Source organism: Verrucomicrobiota bacterium (assembly GCA_039192515.1).
Lineage (GTDB): Bacteria > Verrucomicrobiota > Verrucomicrobiia > Methylacidiphilales > JBCCWR01 > JBCCWR01.
The window spans coordinates 1-18,992 of the sequence record JBCCXA010000035.1 but is presented as its reverse complement, the minus strand read 5'-3'; the positions used below and the strand labels follow the sequence as shown (position 1 = coordinate 18,992).

The following is an 18,992-nucleotide window of genomic DNA, read 5'->3' as shown; positions in this document are numbered from 1 at the left end:
TCATGTTGGAGCAGAAGAAAGTTCTAGAGCCTAAGGAATGGGTAGAGCACTTTTTGCATTACCTCGAGCATGAAAAAGGACAATCGTCTTATACGATCCGAAATTACAGACAAGCACTCTTAGAGGTATCTATTTTTTTTAGTTCCAAGGACAAACGTTGGGATAGCTTGGAATATCTTGATTTTAGATCCTATCTTTTTGAGCTCTCAAAAGCGCATAAACTAAAAGGAGCCTCCCTACGTTTGCGCTTTTCAGCACTGCGTTCCTTTTATCGTTACTTAGAGAGGACTGAGTTGTATGCCGGCAACCCAGTTAAAAATGTAAAATTACCAGCAAAGGAAAAACGGCTACCCAAGTTTTTATCCGAGGATCAAGTGAGTGCGTTTTTAGAAGCACCCATAAGAATTTGGGCTAAAGAAAATAAATTGCTTGAAGATGAAAAATCCCAACAAAAGAAGAAATGGAGAGCCTTACGAGATGTCGCTATCTTGGAAGTGTTATACAGTAGTGGCTTACGTATAAGTGAATTAGTGCAGCTAAAGTTGGAACATTTGGAGGAAAAGAATGGCATGGTTCGAGTGATGGGTAAAGGTAAGAAGGAGAGACTAGTGCCCGTAGGCGAACCTGCTTGGTATGCATTAAAACTTTATCGAGAAACGCTGCCGGAAAAATTAAAATCAGAAATCATTTTTGTAGGTCCGACGGGCAAGGCAATCACGCCTCGCTCCGTTCAAATGATGTTTAAGAAGTACCTGGTTGAGACGGGTTTGGACCCTGCAATCACACCTCATAAACTTCGCCATAGCTTTGCAACCCATCTGTTGGATCGTGGTGCGGATTTAAGATCACTTCAAGAGATGCTCGGTCACGCGAATTTAACAACCACTCAAGTCTATACCCAAATAACGGCCGATAGATTGAGAAAGAGCTATGAAAAAGCTCATCCTAGAGCTTAAAGAATTTTTTTGGAGTTAATGAATGCGTTTGGTTTGGCTACTTTATCAAATAATATTTTCCTTGGGCTTTGTTTTGATGACGCCTCATTATGGTTGGAAAATGTGGCGACGGGGCCATTTCGCAGACAGCTTTGTCCAAAGATGGGCTCTTTACAGCGCATCACTAAAAGCTCGCTTGAAATCCTTTGGTGATCCTCTATGGATACATGCAGTTAGCGTGGGCGAGATGTTACAGGCTAAGGTGTTGGTCGAGGAACTGAGAAAAAGGAAACCTGATTTACAGATTGTTATCACAACGACTACTGCTACGGGGAAGGCAGTAGGTAAGGAGCTAATCGATGAAAAAACTTTTGTCCTGTACACGCCATTTGATTTTTTATGGTGTATAAAAAGCTTCTATCAGGTAGTGAATCCTAAGCTTATCATATTAGTCGAGCAGGAATTATGGCCTAACCTGATTTGGGAGGCTCGAGGTCGACAGATCCCTGTTTGGGTAGTGAATGCACGCGTTTCTGAGAAATCAGCAAACCGAATGCAGCGATTTCGGTTTCTTCTGAGGTATGTAATAGGTGAGATTGAGTGGGTGGGTGTGCAAGATGAGCGTGAGATTGAACGAATGACCCGAGCAGGATTTCATAGGCATGTTATTTTCCCTGTAGGTAGCCTCAAATTTGAAGTCGCTTCTTTAGGCCAAGTAGATATGAAGAAGGCAGTTCAGATACGTGAATGCTTAGCTTGGAATGAAAAAGATCCTGTGCTATTTGCAGGAAGCACTCATTTAGGAGAAGAGGAAGGAGTGATTAAATATTATCTCAAAGCGAAAGAGACTATTCCTAAACTGAGGCTTGTTATTGCACCTCGGCATGTTGAACGTCTCCAAGAGATTATAACTTTATGTAAAGAGCACAAACTAGCCATCACCTTGCGATCAGAGTGTCAGCATGTGCTAGAGGAGCCGAATAGCAACAACACGGTTTTGATCGTAGACACTACAGGAGAATTGCGTGATTTGTATCATTTGGGAAGCATTGTTTTTGTGGGGAAGAGCTTGCATGGTCAAGGGGGACAAAACTTTTTAGAGCCAACACGTTTAGGTAAGGCGGTGGTGGTGGGGCCTCACATGCAGAACTTCCCCTACCTCACCGAGATATTTGTTAAGAATGATGGGTTAAAGCAAGTGGCAAATTGGGAGGGTTTTGAAAAGATGGTCAATGAATTATTGTCTAAACCTCAGCTTGTCCATTCCATTGGGAAAAATGCGATGAAGCTATTTGCACAAGAGATGCGAGCCGGTCAAATCACTGCCGAAGCGGTAATAGGTGCCTTAGAGCACTCAACATAAAGTTCTCTCGAAATAGTTCAAATTACGGGAGAAATCTCTAAATGAAGGATCATGCTCTATACATCAAGCACTAAGTCGCACCTACGACCTAGTCCAATATATCGCATCCAGTTTTGAGAACTTTAGCCTAGAAGGCAATTCGTTATTAAAAAATACTTAAAGGATTACTTGCTAAATCATTCAAAGTCACTAGTTTCCAGATCTTGCACACATCGATAATCGGGTCATCCATCATGCGGATTCACCCACGTCATTTTTTCCATCAAAATAGAAATGAAATATGAGTAAACACTCCAAAGAAGACATGTCTCCCGAGATAGCTTTAAGCTTTCTTGATCTGAAGCTATGCCAACCTATTCAAAAGGCCTTGCAAAAAAATGATTACAAGGAGCCTTCTCCCATACAGGCAAAAGGCATCCCCGTCATTCTTGAGGGTAAAGATCTCATAGGCAGTGCTCAAACAGGGACGGGTAAGACTGCGGCATTTGCGTTACCTATCTTGCATATTTTGAGTGAAACTTATCAGGGCATCAAACCACACCAGGTTCGTTCCCTTGTTTTAACACCCACCCGCGAACTAGCTGTGCAGATTGAAAAGAGTTTTAGTCGCTATGGAAAACACTTGCAATGTCGCCGAGCCGTTGTCTATGGAGGGGTCCGCCATGCACCGCAAATCAGAGCTTTAGAAAAAGGAGTGGATGTTTTAGTGGCTACACCAGGCCGTTTGATGGACCTTCATAACAGTGGTCATATGGACCTCAGCGAACTGGAAATTCTAGTGCTTGATGAAGCGGATCGAATGCTGGATATGGGCTTTATACATGATATTAAAGCCATTGTGAGCCAGCTTCCTTCCACGCGCCAGACGCTGTTTTTTTCGGCTACCATGTCCGTATCGTTAAAGAATTTGGCGGAGCAGATCTTGAAGGATCCTGTTCATATAGCCATCAGCCCCAACAAAACGACCGCGGAAAAAATTGATCAATACGTTTGTTTCCTAGATCAGGAAAATAAATTACAACTTCTCCTAGACCTTCTACAAGAGCAAGATAGCCAAGCAGGCCGGCGATTGACCTTGATCTTTAGTCGAACGAAAAGTGGTGCCAATCAACTTGCCTCTACATTGAACCATCAAGGAATCAGGGCAGAGGCCATTCATGGAGATAAAACACAATCAGCAAGGCAAAAAGCTCTAGAGCGTTTTAGCTCTGGTAAATCTAGCGTGATGGTTGCGACAGATGTTGCTGCTCGTGGTATCGATATTAAAAATCTTACACTCGTTGTAAACTATGAGCTTCCTGATGAAGCTGAGTCTTATGTGCACCGTATCGGTCGAACTGCACGGGCGGGAGCAGAAGGAAAGTCGGTTTCTTTCTGTGCCAGAAAAGATCTTAGTTCTCTTTTAGAAATCGAAAAATTGATACGTCGGTCTATACCGGTTGAAACAAAGCATCCGCATCATAGTCAGGAATTACAGAACCGCTTCAACAATTATATTCACAAACCTTTTGGTGCGGAAGAGCGCTACCTTCGTATGAAGAAGAGCAAAACCAAGGGCGGTCAACACACAAGCAAAGAGGGCAGAAGGCGTAAGCAGCCTAAACCAGCGCGTGATTCCCAAACACCTAAACGTGCCAGACCATCAAAAGATAGAACTAGAGCTCTAGATACAAGAGATAAAAGCACCAAGCGAGCAAAAAATGATCACCAAGATCGTGCAAGCCTTCCTGCACCTAAAGTAAAAAATAAGCGCGTGAGTGATCATAAAAAATCTGAGAAAGATCTACAACAAACGGCAAAATTTTCTAAAAAGAAACGAAAGAAGATTTCCAATACGCCTGAGGGTGATCTAGAAAATAGGTCTGCGAAGGAAAAGAAGAAAAAACGTCAGAACTTCCCAAACAAGTTAGAGCCTGAAAAAGCTAAAAGGAAGACCAAGCGAAAAAGAAATAAGCCTAAGAATAGGAAATCAAAAACTTAGCATCCAGGAGGCATTAGGTTGCGAATACTGGATCCGCGGATCAAGTCCGAGGAAGACAGAGAGTTGATCACTCATTCGAAACCGCCTTAATTTACAGTATTCTGGATGATTCTCAGATCAACTTTGTTTGGGTCCAACCCCTGCAAGGAACTATAAACATTACCTTTCAAGACATCAATATGCGCGATGGAAGTGATTTCTAATTCTTCCGGATCGTAGATGAGCTCTCGTATGAGTATAGTTGTATCTTGATCGATAAGGAGAAGACATTGGGGAAAGGGGATCAAATACACAGTCGAATTTGGTCCTGTTCGGATTACATTTCCACTAATACTAGAAGACTCTGTAATGGGAGTTTCTTGATTGGGTCGATTTGAGGAACTGATCCATGCTTGACCATCTACCCTGGCTATCTTTGGAGAAAAGTTTGCCACGCCATGAGGAACCGATCTAATAGGGGCGGGTTGGCTTTTATCCTTGTTTACCGCAGTGGGGCGTTGCTGAGCCTTGGTGACAACTTTTTGGGGCTTCGTTTGGGCAACCTTTTTTTTGCTCACCTTATTAGTTTTTTTAGACTGAGGAGATGGATTGATCTCTCCAGAGAAGGATGGAAATAACGGGGAAGCCTCCTGAACAAAGCTGCCTTGTCCTGAATAGGTGATCGACTTGCCCGGTGGTAGGACAGTGTTGTTAGCTAAGGTGACTTTACCGACATTTCCTGCTTGCAGAGTCAAGCCGGTGCTTGACTTTGAAACAGTTAAAACAGATTTTTCATGGAGCTGCACAAAACAACCGTAAATATTAAGTGTATAAGGTGTGGTCTGCTTCGATGAGGAATAAATAATGGTAATGGGAGTGTCAGATAAGTTCAGTCCATGAGAGCAGATGAAATGGATATCATCCACCGTTAATTCTTGGCGCACTTCTCCTGGATCTAGAGTTTGGACTATCTCTCCCTGAGAATTAGCGATTTCTAACCTATTGTATGGTCCGAGCTCTAAGCGAGGTGTGCCTGTCAGCATTTCGGATAAAGTCAGACCGCATGATAAAATAGTCAGTAAAGAGTTAATTCTCATGTCAAACGAAGTAAAAGAATTTATAATTGCTTCGCTATTAACTGTTTAGCACAAGTAAGCTAAGCGAGTCAATGGTTGTTCATCGACTCAAAATCTTCAGAAGTTCATTTCAGGTGTCTTATGGGCAATCTTGGCATCCGTATATTGTACGAAAATCTACTCATACTGTGGGCCATTACTAAATCAAGTAAATCAGGTATGCAAATGTGCGTTTGTCATTGACTTATTTGTCATAACCGACATCTTCTGAGTTTTTGTAAAAATATTTACTTTTCTATTACGAACCAAAGGAATCATAATTACCAGAATCAGTGAAAGTGATTAGAGCAAAGAGATAAATGGGTTTAAGCCTAACAATGTGGCTACTTCTACTGACATTAACCATGTTAATAACCCTAGCATCAGCACAAGTCTTGCAGTATTAGTTTAAGGAAGGCACTGGCTTAAACACCAGTGATTTAAGTGGAGACAGATACATTGTGCACCTCATGGGAGAAGTGGCTCTTCCTCTGAAAAAGCACTCAAGTAGCGGAGGTCTCTTGTTCGATCAGAGCAACGACACGTGCTCTGGACAATCTTTTTTATCAAGGGACTAACTATGCGGCCTTTTCCGTGAGCTCTCAAGCTGGTTTGAAGGCCATTTACAATCGAGTCAGGTGGGATGCCACACAGAGAGAGTATAGGAAGCTACTCTATTTAGAAGCCACTGATGTAACCAAAGCGGAGGTGAAAGCCAAGGGAGGTGAACAAAAGGCAATAGCTTCTTATGATGCCAAGCAGGTGAAGAAGGTGATAGGACAAGGAGGTAAGTTATCGCTTCAAGAGGTATTACGATGTCGGGTCAGGTATATGAGTGATGGAGCGGTGTTTGGTAGTAAGGACTTTGTCAATGAGTGGTTTATCAAAAAGAAAGAGCAGGTCGCTCAGTTAGGCAAAGACTATCAACTCGATACTTCAAACACCTCTACTTATGAAAAAAGGACTTCTGGTGCTCGCAAGATGTCGGGAGCTCATTGGGGAGAGCTCACGGTCTTTAAAAATCTCAAGCAAAAGTTGTTTTGACATGAAATAACAGTTTGATTCACTCTATTTTTCTGAGAGCCTTTTTATTTAAACCCAAATGATGTGATCGAGAGTTAAAAATCTGCCCAAAGTCTTAGTTGAAAGAAAGATAAAGTCTTCTTGAAGTATCTCTTATGGAGACGCATGTCCCCACTTTATACGGATTGATGCTACGCGCACTTAATAGCTTCGCCTTCGCTTGCTTGTAAGAGCCAGGCTCAGACGATGTGATTGATATATCTTCGTCAACTCTCTCTTGCTTGTGGCCTAAGCTTTTACGCATTACAATTCAATTTCTATTATATCATCCGGGTTAAACAAAGTGTTCTTTACGCAGAAAGATATATTCTATGTATTCGTAAAAGTTGACGTAAGTTATAGATTTACTAGGCGATAAAGAGTGTCTAGCGTATCGCTGTAAATGGTATTTGCACGAAGCAATAGTTTGGCAAATCAAATCTGTATTTATTAGGGAGAAAAGCGGTGATTCTTATTCTAGGTGGTAGTGGTTATGTGGGGCAGATGTTTCAGGCTGTTTTACAATCTCTGGGGATTGATTATAAGTCTTTGAGCCGATCGGCTGCTGACTATTCGCAGCGGGCGGTTTTAATCAAAGCGATTGAAGAACTAAAACCAAACTTTATTATCAATGCGGCTGGCTATACAGGTAAGCCTAATGTAGATCAAGCAGAGCTCGATAAGACGGAGTGTCTGAGAGCGAATTCGGTTCTTCCGGGTGTTATAGGCGAGGTTTGTCGGGACTATCAAATTCCTTGGGGGCATGTCTCCTCCGGCTGTATTTTTACAGGTAATAATCAAGGCAAAGGCTTCTCTGAAGAGGATGCTCCCAATTTTACATTCAGGCAAAATAATTGTAGCTTTTATAGCGGAACAAAGGCATTAGGGGAGGAATTACTTAAAGATTTGAGCAACTGCTATATATGGAGGCTTCGTATTCCTTTTAATGAAATCAATAGCCCGCGAAATTACTTAACAAAGGTGATGAGTTATAAAACGCTTTTAGATGTTGAGAATTCCGTTTCCCAATTGGAGGAGTATGTACGAGCCTGCGTGAAGTGTTGGAAAGAGGATTTTGAATTCGGCACTTATAATGTGACCAATCCAGGCTTTATCACAACTCGCGAAGTTGTTGAATTGATGAAGGAATTTGGTTTTTGCACAGACAAAGAATTTAAATTCTTCGAAAGTGAGGAAGAATTCATGAATCTTGTTGCCAAAGCGCCCCGTTCCAACTGTGTGCTCGATTCTTCTAAAATTATCAAAGCAGGTGCGGAACTCACTGAAGTTAGGGAGGCTATTAAAACGTGTTTAAAAAGATGGCATGCATAATCTGGAGCAAACCTAGCCAAGAAAGGCCCTTATTTTAGAGCTATTCCTGCAAAAGACTCTCAAGGTAAGTAGCATAGGAGCTTTTACCCATGGAGTGAATAGACTTGGAGATCTGTTTTTCGTCCACCCATCCTTTGTTAAAGGCTATTTCCTCGAGACATGCTACTTGTAAACCTTGTCTGCTTTGAATGGTCTGGACAAAGTGCGAGGCTTCCAGGAGTGATTTGTGCGTTCCAGTATCTAGCCAGGCCGTTCCCCGTCCAATGACTTTTACCATAAGCTCTTTTCTTTGCAGATAAATTAGATTTAGATCTGTTATCTCTAATTCGCCACGAGCTGATGGCTTCAGGCTCTTGGCATGTTGAACGACTTGATCATCATAAAAATAGATACCTGGGACAGCATAATTAGATTTTGGAGCTCGAGGTTTTTCTTCAATAGAGATGGCCTTTCCGTCGTAATCGAATTCGATCACCCCATAGGCTTTAGGGTTTGAAACATGATAAGCAAAAATAGTTGAGGTTTCAATGGCTTCATTGGCTTCCTTAACCAGATGTTGGAAATCCTGACCATAGAAAAGGTTGTCGCCGAGAATGAGTGCAGCTGGAGAGTCATCAAGAAATTTTTCTCCAATCAGAAAAGCCTGAGCTAAACCTTCTGGCTTCGGCTGCTCTTCGTAGAAAAATGAGACTCCGAGATATTCTCCCGTCCCCAGTAGACGCTTGAAGAGAGGAAGATCTTGAGGAGTTGAGATGATCAAGATTTCTCGAATGCCTGCAAGCATGAGAACGGAAATAGGATAGTAAATCATAGGCTTATCATAAACAGGCATCATTTGTTTACTCATAGCCAAAGTGAGAGGGTGTAGGCGGCTTCCTGCTCCGCCTGCGAGAACGATTCCTTTGCGCTTTTTCATGCGTTATCAACTTTCTGCTCAACCAGACCTAGGCGTTTGCGATTATAAGTTTGATTAGAAATCTTTTGACACCAATCTTGGTGGGCAAGGTACCATTCAATCGTATTCTTGATCCCATTGGCAAAATTCCATCGTGGTATCCAGCCAAGATCTTTTTCGATTTTGGTAGCATTGATGGCATAGCGGCGATCATGCCCTGGACGGTCTTTGACAAAGGTTTTTTGATCTAGATAGGATCCCGAATCCTTGGGTTTTAGTTTATCTAGACTGGTGCATATGGTATCGACAACCTCTAGGTTAGTCATTTCAGAGTTTCCTCCTATGTTATAGGTTTCTCCTTCTTTCCCATCTAGTAAAACAGTAGCAATGGCTTGGCAATGGTCTTCAACGTGAAGCCAATCTCGGACATTCTTTCCATCGCCATAAATGGGGAGATCTTTTCCTTCCAAGGCATTCAGGATCATCAGGGGTATGAGTTTCTCGGGAAATTGGTAGGGGCCATAATTATTTGAGCAGTTTGTTGTGACAACCGGTAGACCGAACGTGTGAAAATAGGAACGTACCAAATGATCGCTAGCTGCTTTAGAAGCTGCATAGGGACTATTGGGCAAATAGGGGTTGGTTTCGGAAAATGCAGGATCATTTGCGCATAAGGTCCCGTACACTTCATCGGTCGAGACATGTAAAAACTTCCTTTGAGTATTATCTGCCTTCTCTTTAGCACAAAGTTCTTTAAAAGCTTGTAGGAGCCTGAGGGTGCCAATGACATTTGTTCGAATAAATGCTTCCGGGCCTTCGATTGATCGATCAACATGGGATTCCGCAGCAAAATTAACAACGTGGGTAATGTCATAATCCTCAAAGAGGGAACTCACCAATTCTTGATCACAGATATCTCCCTCAACAAAGCAGTAGCGTGTATCATGCTTGATCGAGCTGAGGTTATCTAAGTTGCCAGCATAACTGAGCTTATCGAAATTAATCAGTTTTTTTACATCGAGAACGGATTTTTTGCTCAACACTTGTAAGATGAAGTTAGAGCCTATAAAACCTGCTCCACCTGTTACAAAAATTCTCATTCACAAATTTCTCTAAAAACGAATTTTTTCTCAAATAAGATTTGAAGTTTTATTATTCTGACCCTGAGCTCTGAAAAATGTTTCGAATACGAGTAGTATGATTAGATTGATGTGATCGGTCTAATCTTATATTTGGGAGTAATCTTCTAAGCATGATTCTCTCACTTTAAAACGGTAATCACATCTCTAACTACTTTAATAGCCTAAAGGCTTGAGTCGTGAAGAGTTGCTGGCATGGTATCACCGGATGTCGTTTTTGTTTCAGATGCATACTTGGGTTTTTGTGGTTTCAAGTAGCGCAGTCATCATAACGTTGGGCGGTTATTTTGGCGGCATGCATAATGAGCCATTTTTGCTGCCGTTGATGGGGTTAGGTATTCTGCTCTGGTTAAATATTATACTGGTTATCACTTGTCGCCTAAAACTCAAAAGGCCTCTTGGCGATGGCATAGACTTGGGAGTCCTTCTCTTTGTTGCATATGCATCATGGTCATGCTTATTCTATTCAGAAGCAAAGTACGCAGCTCGTACGGAATTCATCTGGATTTTAAACTATGCTGCCTTTTTTTTTAATGCTCGTTATGCTCTTAAAGATCGCAACTATTTTCTGCCTGTTTTAGTGATCATCATCCTTGTTTCTTTAGCAAATGTAGCTTTTGGTTTTATGCACTTGGGCCACCATTCCTATCTCATTTGGGATCATTTAAGGCCTGAACAATATCAGGAGAGAATGTCAGGTTTTTTTGGATGCCCCAACCATTTTGGAAATTTTTGTGCCATGGCCTACTTAGGCGCGTTAATCATAGGGCTCAATAAGCGTATACCTTGGCTTATACGCATTCTTTTTCTCTACTTTGCGGTTATGGCCACAGTCGGTATCGTTTTTTCCGGTTCTCGCGGAAGTTACTTGGCTTGGTTTTTCGGAACAATAGTTCTCGCTGCACTACTCTTTAATCGTGTTCGTATCCCAGCATGGGCGAAAATCACAGTTCTGGCGAGTCTTGGCATCGTTGTCTTTTTCTTTGTGACTTCAAATGAGCTCTTTATGAAAAGGATTTCTCGAGCACATTTTAAGGACATACGTGTAACACTCATCGAAGATGGCTTAAAGATCTGGAAAACGGAGCCTTACTTAGGCACGGGTGCAGCCGAGTTCGACTTTCAACATCAACGTATCAGAGGGCCAAAATACCAAAGTCGGGCTAAATATACTCATAACGATTACATCAATACCCTTTCTGATTATGGTATGGTCGGTTTAATATTAATAAGCGCTTTTGTCTCTGTAGTTCTATGGACTTTGTTGAAGACGATCAAGAGTCGTCGAAGTAGCGAAGGCCAACTTTATGCCAAGCTAGGTATAGCCTTACTCTTTCTAATGGGAGTACATGAGCTTGTGGATTTCAACTTACACATCCCTGTGAATGCTATTTCGTTTTTTTGTCTGCTAGGGTTTTGCTTGGTTAAAGGTAAAGAAAAAACAAGTGACTTCACAAAGTTGGGTTATGGGATGAGCAGCTTGATCTTATTGGTCTCGGTGGTTTCGAGCGCCATGATCATTAAGATGGTCTCATCCAGATTTCAAGGATTGCAAGGTTATCCAAAAGCCGAAGAAACCTTGTTACTCATGCCTCCAGAAGATGTTGAAGCTTTAGGAGATTCCATACTCAATGCAGATCCATATGCTTATAAGCGCTTAGAAGGGGTTGGAGACTATTTTAGGTTCAAAGCGTCGCAGACAAATAAAAAGATAAGGCTTACCCAAAAACAACCCATAGAAGTACGTAGCATTTTTGTTCCCGCCTTGGAAAAGGAGCGCGATGAATTAGGTGACAAAGCTTTAAAATTTTATAATTACGCGCATAAAGCAAATACATTGGATGATCGGTTCATTGTTAAGAAAGCCAGGATTTATACTGTATTGGGAAAATATGATAAGGCAGAGCCTCTTTACCAGACTGCTCTTAAATTGAGAAAAACAAATCGCTATTTTTACCGGCTCTATGCCCTTCACCTTGTGAAATCAGGTAACTTGAAAAAAGCAAAAACTATCCTTAAAAAGTCATTAGGATTTCCTCCCCCCCAAATCCATCTAGATGAAGCTGAGAGGACTGAAATTGATCTTATCAAAAAGATGCTTGGGGAACTAAATAGGATTTCCAAAGCAGAGCGCTAAGGGGAGCTGAATTGCAGAGGTATTTGAGACAGACTTCAACTAGGGCAAATAGTTTTGCTAGAGATCAATAGTTCAGGTATAACTCGGATGTAATAAGAAAATGCTCAAAAAAATAAAAAGTCCTTCCTTCTGCATTCTGAATTGATCTGTGTAACCTTGAGCATTTTTGAATTGACATCAATAGATGATCTTTTGGTTGCGTGACCTATGACCCGCTATGAAAAAAATCTGCAATTTACGGACCTCATTTATAGGTTTGCTGCTTATTTCAATTCCTATAATTTATCTACTTGAAAGACTCTTATCCCTATTGGATCTATGAAGTGTGTGTATCCCTGTTAGTTTTGTTTTTTTATTTTTGGGCGAATAGACCTACCTAAGGGGAAATTTTATTTAAAAATTTTTATAAAACTTTTCATTATATCAACTGTAAGCTTAATTTTGTTATGAATAGAGTTTATAATGATCTTGCGAATTTTTGGGGTGTTGTTTTCTAACTGATATAATTCTGTGGCATGGGTAATTTTCAGCGATTCCCTTTTTCTTGTGACTCAAGCTTTAGTGCATCTCGTTCGACTTTTATTACCTAACCTGGGTTAAGTATTGGAAATAAGTGTCAAAATTTTTTACATAAGGTAAGATTTTGACACTATTTGTTTAAATTTTAGGTTGTTGTAAAAGGTTATAGTGATATACATGCTTGTGATGCAAGCAAAGGTAAAATCAGGTTTTACAATTCTCGAGCTAGTGGTAGTTGCAGGCATTGTGTTGGTTTTGACTTCTGTGTTGTTTCCGTTGTTGAGAAGTTTTCCTGATCACATGAGCAGGGAAAGTGCAGTAAGCACTTTGTTACAAACGTTTGAGAGGGCGCGCGTGGATGCTCTTCGCTTACAGACGAGGACCTATGTCGGCTTTGCAGGAAATCATTTTGGCAAGGAAGCGTTTAGGCAGCGAGGTTTCATCACATTTCGTGATGCTTTACCTGAAGATGAAACCAATAACACATTTATAGCCTTATCTAAATGGCAGTTATTGCCCAGGGGCATCTATTTTAAGGAGGATAAGAAATCATTATTAGGCTCGTACGCTATTCATCCTGATAGTTCGATTCCATATGGTGAGGGAGTTTTATACGCTGTAGTCTTCAATAGTGCAGGTATTATTGAAAACCCTATTGAAACCAGCCATCTTAGGTTATTGCTTCTAGAAGATAAGGATTTTCCGGCCGAATTTAGTAAAACTCATGTAAAAGGAAAGGTTTTCACGACGTTAGTCTTAAATCGCTTCACAGGTAGGGCTCATGTAGAAAGGGCAACTGAGGAGGAAGCTCTAGAGGTGCTGGCCACGAACTTGTAGAATGAAATTTCTTAAACTAAGAAATCAAGTACTCTTAAGGACTTATTCAAGGGGTCTTCTTTATACAAGGCGTGCAGCATTTACTCTCATCGAGGTTGTGACGGCAATTGGAGTTTTAACTTTTGTGCTTGTTTCTATTCTATCTTTATTGCCAATTGCGCTAGGGTCGGCTGCTCATTATCAAGATGAGATCCGCACAGCTCTAATTGCTCAAATGGTATTTGCTGATATCGAGAGAGCTACTTCGCAGGAGGCTCATATTTATACTTCTGGTGATGCAGATCAGAAATCATCATACGTCGCTTTGACGTTGTCTGGAAATTCAGAAACAGATTCTTTGGTTATTGGCTACGACCATATGGGAAATCCAATAGGTACGGTTGATCAAAAAGAGTATTTTCAGGGCTATCCAAAGGCTCGTTATCTAGCAAAGATTCAAACTAGATCTCGTGAGATTGGAAAAGTAGGGCTGTGCCATATCACAGTTATGATTCAAGCGCCTGCTTCTGCTCCCTATGAGAATCGAACTGAATATAGATTTGTGACATTGTCGAATCAGGTTCATGAAAAGTAAGAGAGGTATTACTCTTGTTGAGTTGATGGTAGTTATCGCACTACTCGCTTTTCTTACTTTAACACTTCTAAGCTTCTTTACACACATCACCAAGATCTGGAGGCATAATCAAAAACAATCAGATGCTTTTCTTGAGGGACAAGCGGCACTGTCATTTATGACAAAAGATTTAAGGGGCCTGTATGTCAATCAGTCTTTACCCTTTTATCTAAATAATGTTGGAGCTGTAAAACTGGACGCTGACTTACCTCCAAAGAATGCTGGAGATATGATATTTTTTCTTAGCACCCATCCGGCAAACGGACAAGATCATCGAGGCAATAAAAGTGATCTCTGCTCTATCGGTTATTATTTGTCTTATAGTCAGCCAAATAAGTCTTACAGCTTACATCGCTACTTCAAAAGCAGTGATAAAACTTGGAGTAACCAGGGGAGCGGTATTAGTTACGGCATTTTTCATTTTTTAATTAATAAGTCAAATTTATTCTGTCCTGCTTCCGATCGAAGAGGATATGATGATGTATTGGCCGTAAATATTATTGATTTTTTTATCAAAGCTTACCGTCAGGATTTAACTGAAATGGATCAAGGTGCTTTTTTTGAAAAACCTAGCTTCTTTGAGATTTCATTAACGGCTTACGGTGCCAGGGATGTTGGAAAATTTTCCAGTCAAGAGGATTGGCATCGACCGAGAGAGTTTGGGAGGGAATCTTTAGGCGAGAAATTCATGCTGAGGGTAGGATACTAGGGCTATGCATTTCTATAGCAGATTGTTCGTAAACTCTTTGCAAAGGTTTTATTATCTATCATGCGCTACTAGTAATAGAAGAGGTTTTGCACTCGTCATCACCTTAATCATGGTTTTTTTGGTATCAGCTATGGTACTTGCTTTTTTAAGTTCTGTCGAAATAGAGAGGTTACTATCCCGAGCCATGTTAGCAAAAGTTCAAAGCGATTTAGTAGCAAAGGCTGGTTTGGCAGATGCGATTGCTTTGCTTCAAGCAACTGACTTAGAAACCTCTGTAAATACATACACGGAAGAGAAAGTAGAGTTCAAGGATGGGCTACTTACCGCGCCATATCTTAAAAGTATCAAGTTAGATGATAGTGGACTGATGATTGAGAGAGAATTTTTTTTGAGCTCCTTTTTGACGGGTGATCCAGATATAGCCTCTACGAAAGAGCCTAAGAGTTTTGACATCAACAGGAGGGCTCCGGGGTCACCCTATGGATTGCTGGGTTTGCAGAATGATGATGGCAGCAGAAGAACTGTGCCTGTACAATGGATATATATTGAGGATCATGAGGGTGAAATTGTTGGTAGATACGGGTATTGGATAGATGATGAGTCTGCAAAACTGGATCTTAGTAGCATAGGAAATACAGAAGAGGATGGGAAACATAGTCGCACTGTTGGAGCAAGTCCTAAAGAAATATCTTTAGAAAGTTTATTTGGTAAAAATGGGCAGATGGTTACTAAAGCTTTAGTCGAAGCTAGGGAATGGTTGCCGGATGCATTAGTAGGAACAGAGACATTGAAACAGCTGTTACCTGAGGTTTTTCAAGATAGACTCATTTCGGAAGAGATTCGATCTCATATTACATTTTATTCAGAAGCTGATGAAAGAGGCAGTCTCGGGCTAAGAAAAATTAATCTCAATGATTATGTCGAAACTGCACAAGACTATAAATCTGGCTTGGGACGCCAAGAGATAGTTGATAATGTGATTGCCTTGGGAGATTACATCATAGCTGTATTACCAAAATTTGGAGAACGCTATTATCAATCAAGGGTGAGCGAGGAAGATCAAAGGCGATACTGTATCAAGATAGCGGCGAATATCTATGATTATATAGATGAAGACCATCAACCCACGGTCATTGATCACGATCTTAAGTTCTGGGAGCCAGCACCAGATCCTGAAGAAGTTGGAGAAGGTGTACCAGGCAACCCTCCTGCCGTATTTGGCAAAGAGGTTGTTCCTGCCATTGGAGAGTATGTTGGAGCTTATTATCCATCACAGGGCATGCTTCGTGTAGATCATACCTTTGAAGTATGGAATTTGCACACGAAGGAAATCAATTTGGGAGGCTTCGATGATTTGAAGATTCTAATAGCGGAAAGAAATCCCTTTTATAGGGAGTTAGGCTCTGCAAGTAATTTGCAGATAATGGGTCAAGTGCCTGGAACACCGGGAAATGCTCCACTACAAATTTCTCTAAGCAGTCTAGGTGTTATACCTGCAGGACAGTATTCGCTTTTAACGAGTGTTCCTCTAAAAGGCCAGTTTTTAAAAGATGAGGGCTGGCCTATTGTAAGAGATGCTCCTGTTATACAACTACCCCAAATTGAAGGACCTTATGACTATGAAGAGAAGCACATCAGAATGGCAACAGATGCTGGCGATTCCGCCATAAATATTAACACTGAGATCGTGGTTGCAAACGAGCACGGCTATCTAGATATACAGCCTAGAGTGGCCCAACAAGGGGCTTTTAATTATCTTTTCAAGTTTGCTTATAATGATGCTCATGATAAAGATGTCTCTGCTAGCCAAGCTTTTGGGAATGTGCCGCCTGATGTTGGTAACAATAGTCATCGTTGCTATCCTCTGGACAGTGCGGATCCACGTTCATTAACAGAGATTTTTCCATCTTACAGCGAATTTTCAGGTAATAGCTCAATTGCTTGGAGAAGAAATACAGTCAACAATAAGAATTATACACTTCTGGGAGGGCCTAGTTTCAAAGTGGTTAGTGATAATTATTCGATTGATACCCCAGGTTATTTTGTCCCAGAGCCTGTGCGTTTTTCACCTATGAATTCTGCAGAGGAAGCTGTCTCCGTTATTCGAGATGGCCCTATGAAGACAATTGGTGAATTGGGTTTTATCTATGACCCAGCAGTAGCTAGCGAAGGTTACTATTCTTCCACAGCCGGCAAAACAATCAATAGGGGTGGTTTTAGAACCCTATCTATAGGCTCAACGCAGGGGGAGCTTACTGGAGTCGCGCGCCTTGATCATGTTAGCGATGAGAATAGAGCATTTCGTTTGGCGGAGTTGTTTACTGTTGGTGAATCACGAGGAAAAATTTTGTTGAACTCGATATTGAGAGATTCCCATCATGTGCCTTTGCGTGCAATCATGCAGGGCCTGAGGACTCAGAAAAGAACTGAAGCGTATGCGGATGAGCATAACTATGCTGCGCCTTGCGACTTAGGATTGCCAAGGGGGGTCAAACTTAATGTAGAAGCATTTGTCGATGCGATTGAAGCATATATCAGAAAGAATGAACAAAAGCCTTTTTTGTCTCTTGGAGAGCTAGGGGATCTGCCTATTTTTAACAAAGGACGTCAATTGCTTGATGTTCACGACTTAGAACCTAATAAAAAGAATAATGATTTATTAGATCGAGCAAGAGAGGAAATCTTTAGGCATATTATTGGATTGCTAACATTAAAAGGAACGGTTTACAGCATCTATGTAACTGCTGAAAATGGCAAAATGCATAAAGGACGCTTTCAAAGGGATTCCACTACTCTAGTAAGGCAAGTGGTAAAATTAAAGCGAAACTATCAAGTGCAAGAGCCACTTAAAGTTCGAAAAATGCCCAACCTACTAGAAAACAATCGACCGAAATCTATTAGCTATGAGGTCTTAAAATCGGAATTCTATTAAAAGATGTCGTATAGAAAAAATGTTGCTGAGCTAATATTTATTCTATTTTTATCGATAGTTTGTTTCGTGAATCTCTTACTCGCACAAGAGGTTAAAACTATGGATGAGCATCAAGAAAATGGGGTTTATCTTCGCATTGCCAATTTATTACCATTGAGTCGTGAAGCAATTGATATTCATTTAAATCGAGAGCCGCTACTGCTTGGCTTAACCTCTGGGATGGTGATGCATTATATTCCAGCAGATAAACAAGGGGGACAGCTAGGTATCACTTTAGCTGGCCAACAGCTTTCTAGACATTCCGTTAAGAGTGAGAGAGAAAATAAGGATGAATTTTATACTCTAGTTATTTTTGCTGATGAAGGAGTAATTCAAACAAAGTTACTCCAGGATCATATTGAACCAAAAGAAAATGCAGATACGAATCATCAGAGTGGGGTTGATTATAGAATCCGTTTATACTTGGGAGGTTATGATTTTCCCGTGAAGTGTGAGGTAGCAAAACAAAATTGGAGCCTAGATGGTCAGGCAATGGTAGGAGAAGAAATAATTATTTTGGACCCTACTCTACTCAATAAAGGTGCTAGTATTATATGCCAGGATAAACACGACCGTGAGTCTATTCTAAGGGGCCCACTCGTCTTTGGCCAATCCAATCAGCTAAGTGTTTTTGTGTCACAGCGTGGAAAGCGAAGGTTACGTCTTGAGGTTTTCCCAGATTGTGTAAAGCCACCAGAAGAGGCTGAGTAGGAAGTAAGAAAATATTCACCTCATTTATCCGAGTTCATATAAGCGTACGCTAGCTCAACTGGTGCATTTTATCATCAATAGGAAATGCCTCATCTAACCTGTGATTCTCTGGTTTCAAGGTTCAAAGTTTTAAGAGATCTGTGCAGTCCCTTGGTGCTTAGATACGTGTTGAAAACCTAGGAGTGCTTCAATCTCCTGGATATGTGGGTTGAGCCGGGATATGAAAAAATGCTCTTGTTTGGCTTAATCATTTCCATTTTCTTTTAGATATGATTGACAACTGCATGGTTCTAAACCTTTGGTGGAGAGTCGTGAGTTTTATTAGATTGGTCGGGGCGACAGGATTCGAACCTACGACATCCAGCTCCCAAAGCTGGCGCTCTACCAAGCTGAGCTACGCCCCGAGTTATTGCATTGGGGGTAGAATGCTAATCGTTTTTACACTAAAGCCAACCTTTATTTTTAAAATATGTTAGATCCTTTTTTATAGAAGGAGCCATTTAGGAAGCTCCACTAGTCTTTGATGAGATTCAATTCTAAGGATTGGTAGTTGGGTGATCTGTTCAAGGATGGCGGGGTTCGTTTGAGTCGCTAAGTCTTTGGGGCAATTATGAAAGTTCATGATAATTCCTATGATATCTAATTGGGCTTGGCGGATGCTTTCTACAGTTAGCAGCGTATGGTTGAGTGTTCC

At 41.0% G+C, this 18,992-nt stretch carries 15 protein-coding genes and 1 tRNA gene; 11 read left to right on the top strand and 5 right to left on the bottom strand.

Annotated features, from left to right (window positions below; translation table 11 throughout):
* The first annotated feature begins 2 nt into the window (after positions 1 to 2).
* From xerA to AAGA18_13070, 3 genes are all read left to right on the top strand, one after another.
* Positions 3 to 956: a site-specific tyrosine recombinase/integron integrase gene (gene xerA / locus AAGA18_13080; protein MEM9446271.1), complete on the top strand. Its 954-nt coding sequence runs from the start codon at positions 3 to 5 to the stop codon at positions 954 to 956.
* Positions 957 to 1,056: 100 nt separating this feature from the next.
* Positions 1,057 to 2,298: a glycosyltransferase N-terminal domain-containing protein gene (locus tag AAGA18_13075; protein ID MEM9446270.1), complete on the top strand. Its 1,242-nt coding sequence runs from the start codon at positions 1,057 to 1,059 to the stop codon at positions 2,296 to 2,298.
* Positions 2,299 to 2,578: 280 nt separating this feature from the next.
* On the top strand, positions 2,579 to 4,279 hold the full coding sequence (locus AAGA18_13070) for a DEAD/DEAH box helicase (GenBank protein MEM9446269.1): 1,701 nt from the start codon (positions 2,579 to 2,581) through the stop codon (positions 4,277 to 4,279).
* An 86-nt stretch (positions 4,280 to 4,365) separates the two neighbouring features.
* Here the strand turns inward: AAGA18_13070 and AAGA18_13065 are convergent, their stop codons facing one another.
* Positions 4,366 to 5,355 carry a hypothetical protein gene (locus tag AAGA18_13065; protein ID MEM9446268.1) on the bottom strand — a complete coding sequence of 330 codons (990 nt, stop codon included), beginning with the start codon at positions 5,353 to 5,355 and terminating at the stop codon, positions 4,366 to 4,368.
* Positions 5,356 to 5,967: 612 nt separating this feature from the next.
* Here AAGA18_13065 and AAGA18_13060 point away from each other — a divergent pair.
* Positions 5,968 to 6,417 carry a hypothetical protein gene (locus tag AAGA18_13060; protein ID MEM9446267.1) on the top strand — a complete coding sequence of 150 codons (450 nt, stop codon included), beginning with the start codon at positions 5,968 to 5,970 and terminating at the stop codon, positions 6,415 to 6,417.
* Positions 6,418 to 6,900: 483 nt separating this feature from the next.
* A complete protein-coding gene (locus AAGA18_13055) occupies positions 6,901 to 7,767 on the top strand; it encodes a sugar nucleotide-binding protein (GenBank protein MEM9446266.1) in 867 nt (288 codons plus the stop codon).
* A 40-nt stretch (positions 7,768 to 7,807) separates the two neighbouring features.
* On the opposite strand, the gene rfbA is transcribed toward AAGA18_13055, so the two are convergent.
* Positions 7,808 to 8,683 carry a glucose-1-phosphate thymidylyltransferase RfbA gene (gene rfbA, locus AAGA18_13050; protein MEM9446265.1) on the bottom strand — a complete coding sequence of 292 codons (876 nt, stop codon included), beginning with the start codon at positions 8,681 to 8,683 and terminating at the stop codon, positions 7,808 to 7,810.
* Positions 8,680 to 9,762 carry a dTDP-glucose 4,6-dehydratase gene (gene rfbB / locus AAGA18_13045; protein MEM9446264.1) on the bottom strand — a complete coding sequence of 361 codons (1,083 nt, stop codon included), beginning with the start codon at positions 9,760 to 9,762 and terminating at the stop codon, positions 8,680 to 8,682. The genes rfbA and rfbB overlap by 4 nt, the downstream gene beginning before the upstream one ends.
* A gap of 211 nt (positions 9,763 to 9,973) precedes the next feature.
* On the opposite strand from rfbB, the gene AAGA18_13040 reads away from it, so the two are divergent.
* The 6 genes from AAGA18_13040 (at position 9,974) to AAGA18_13015 (ending at position 18,298) form a co-directional block, all read left to right on the top strand.
* Entirely contained in the window at positions 9,974 to 11,938 is a 1,965-nt protein-coding gene (locus tag AAGA18_13040) for an O-antigen ligase family protein (protein ID MEM9446263.1), read from the top strand.
* 687 nt (positions 11,939 to 12,625) lie between these two features.
* Complete coding sequence (locus AAGA18_13035) at positions 12,626 to 13,294, top strand: type II secretion system protein (protein ID MEM9446262.1); 669 nt, start codon at positions 12,626 to 12,628, stop codon at positions 13,292 to 13,294.
* Position 13,295: 1 nt separating this feature from the next.
* Positions 13,296 to 13,868 carry a hypothetical protein gene (locus tag AAGA18_13030; GenBank protein MEM9446261.1) on the top strand — a complete coding sequence of 191 codons (573 nt, stop codon included), beginning with the start codon at positions 13,296 to 13,298 and terminating at the stop codon, positions 13,866 to 13,868.
* On the top strand, positions 13,858 to 14,616 hold the full coding sequence (locus tag AAGA18_13025) for a prepilin-type N-terminal cleavage/methylation domain-containing protein (GenBank protein ID MEM9446260.1): 759 nt from the start codon (positions 13,858 to 13,860) through the stop codon (positions 14,614 to 14,616). The genes AAGA18_13030 and AAGA18_13025 overlap by 11 nt, the downstream gene beginning before the upstream one ends.
* A gap of 109 nt (positions 14,617 to 14,725) precedes the next feature.
* Positions 14,726 to 17,548, top strand: a complete 2,823-nt coding sequence (locus AAGA18_13020) for a hypothetical protein (protein ID MEM9446259.1) — start codon at positions 14,726 to 14,728, stop codon at positions 17,546 to 17,548.
* Between the two features lie 66 nt (positions 17,549 to 17,614).
* On the top strand, positions 17,615 to 18,298 hold the full coding sequence (locus AAGA18_13015; protein ID MEM9446258.1) for a hypothetical protein: 684 nt from the start codon (positions 17,615 to 17,617) through the stop codon (positions 18,296 to 18,298).
* Between the two features lie 327 nt (positions 18,299 to 18,625).
* On the opposite strand, the gene AAGA18_13010 is transcribed toward AAGA18_13015, so the two are convergent.
* A tRNA-Pro gene (locus AAGA18_13010) sits at positions 18,626 to 18,702 on the bottom strand.
* A gap of 80 nt (positions 18,703 to 18,782) precedes the next feature.
* On the bottom strand, positions 18,783 to 18,992 hold a 210-nt coding region (locus AAGA18_13005; protein MEM9446257.1), incomplete at its 5' end, for a hypothetical protein.

What these genes read in the sequence shown, in the direction of transcription:
- AAGA18_13030 (MEM9446261.1), top strand. Translation starts at nt 13,296, where the DNA reads ATGAAATTTCTTAAACTAAGAAATCAAGTACTCTTAAGGACTTATTCA.
- AAGA18_13070 (MEM9446269.1), top strand. Translation starts at nt 2,579, where the DNA reads ATGAGTAAACACTCCAAAGAAGACATGTCTCCCGAGATAGCTTTAAGC.
- AAGA18_13065 (MEM9446268.1), bottom strand. Translation starts at nt 5,355, where the DNA reads ATGAGAATTAACTCTTTACTGACTATTTTATCATGCGGTCTGACTTTA.
- AAGA18_13025 (MEM9446260.1), top strand. Translation starts at nt 13,858, where the DNA reads ATGAAAAGTAAGAGAGGTATTACTCTTGTTGAGTTGATGGTAGTTATC.
- rfbB (MEM9446264.1), bottom strand. Translation starts at nt 9,762, where the DNA reads ATGAGAATTTTTGTAACAGGTGGAGCAGGTTTTATAGGCTCTAACTTC.
- AAGA18_13075 (MEM9446270.1), top strand. Translation starts at nt 1,057, where the DNA reads ATGTGGCGACGGGGCCATTTCGCAGACAGCTTTGTCCAAAGATGGGCT.
- AAGA18_13020 (MEM9446259.1), top strand. Translation starts at nt 14,726, where the DNA reads ATGGTTTTTTTGGTATCAGCTATGGTACTTGCTTTTTTAAGTTCTGTC.
- rfbA (MEM9446265.1), bottom strand. Translation starts at nt 8,683, where the DNA reads ATGAAAAAGCGCAAAGGAATCGTTCTCGCAGGCGGAGCAGGAAGCCGC.
- xerA (MEM9446271.1), top strand. Translation starts at nt 3, where the DNA reads ATGTTGGAGCAGAAGAAAGTTCTAGAGCCTAAGGAATGGGTAGAGCAC.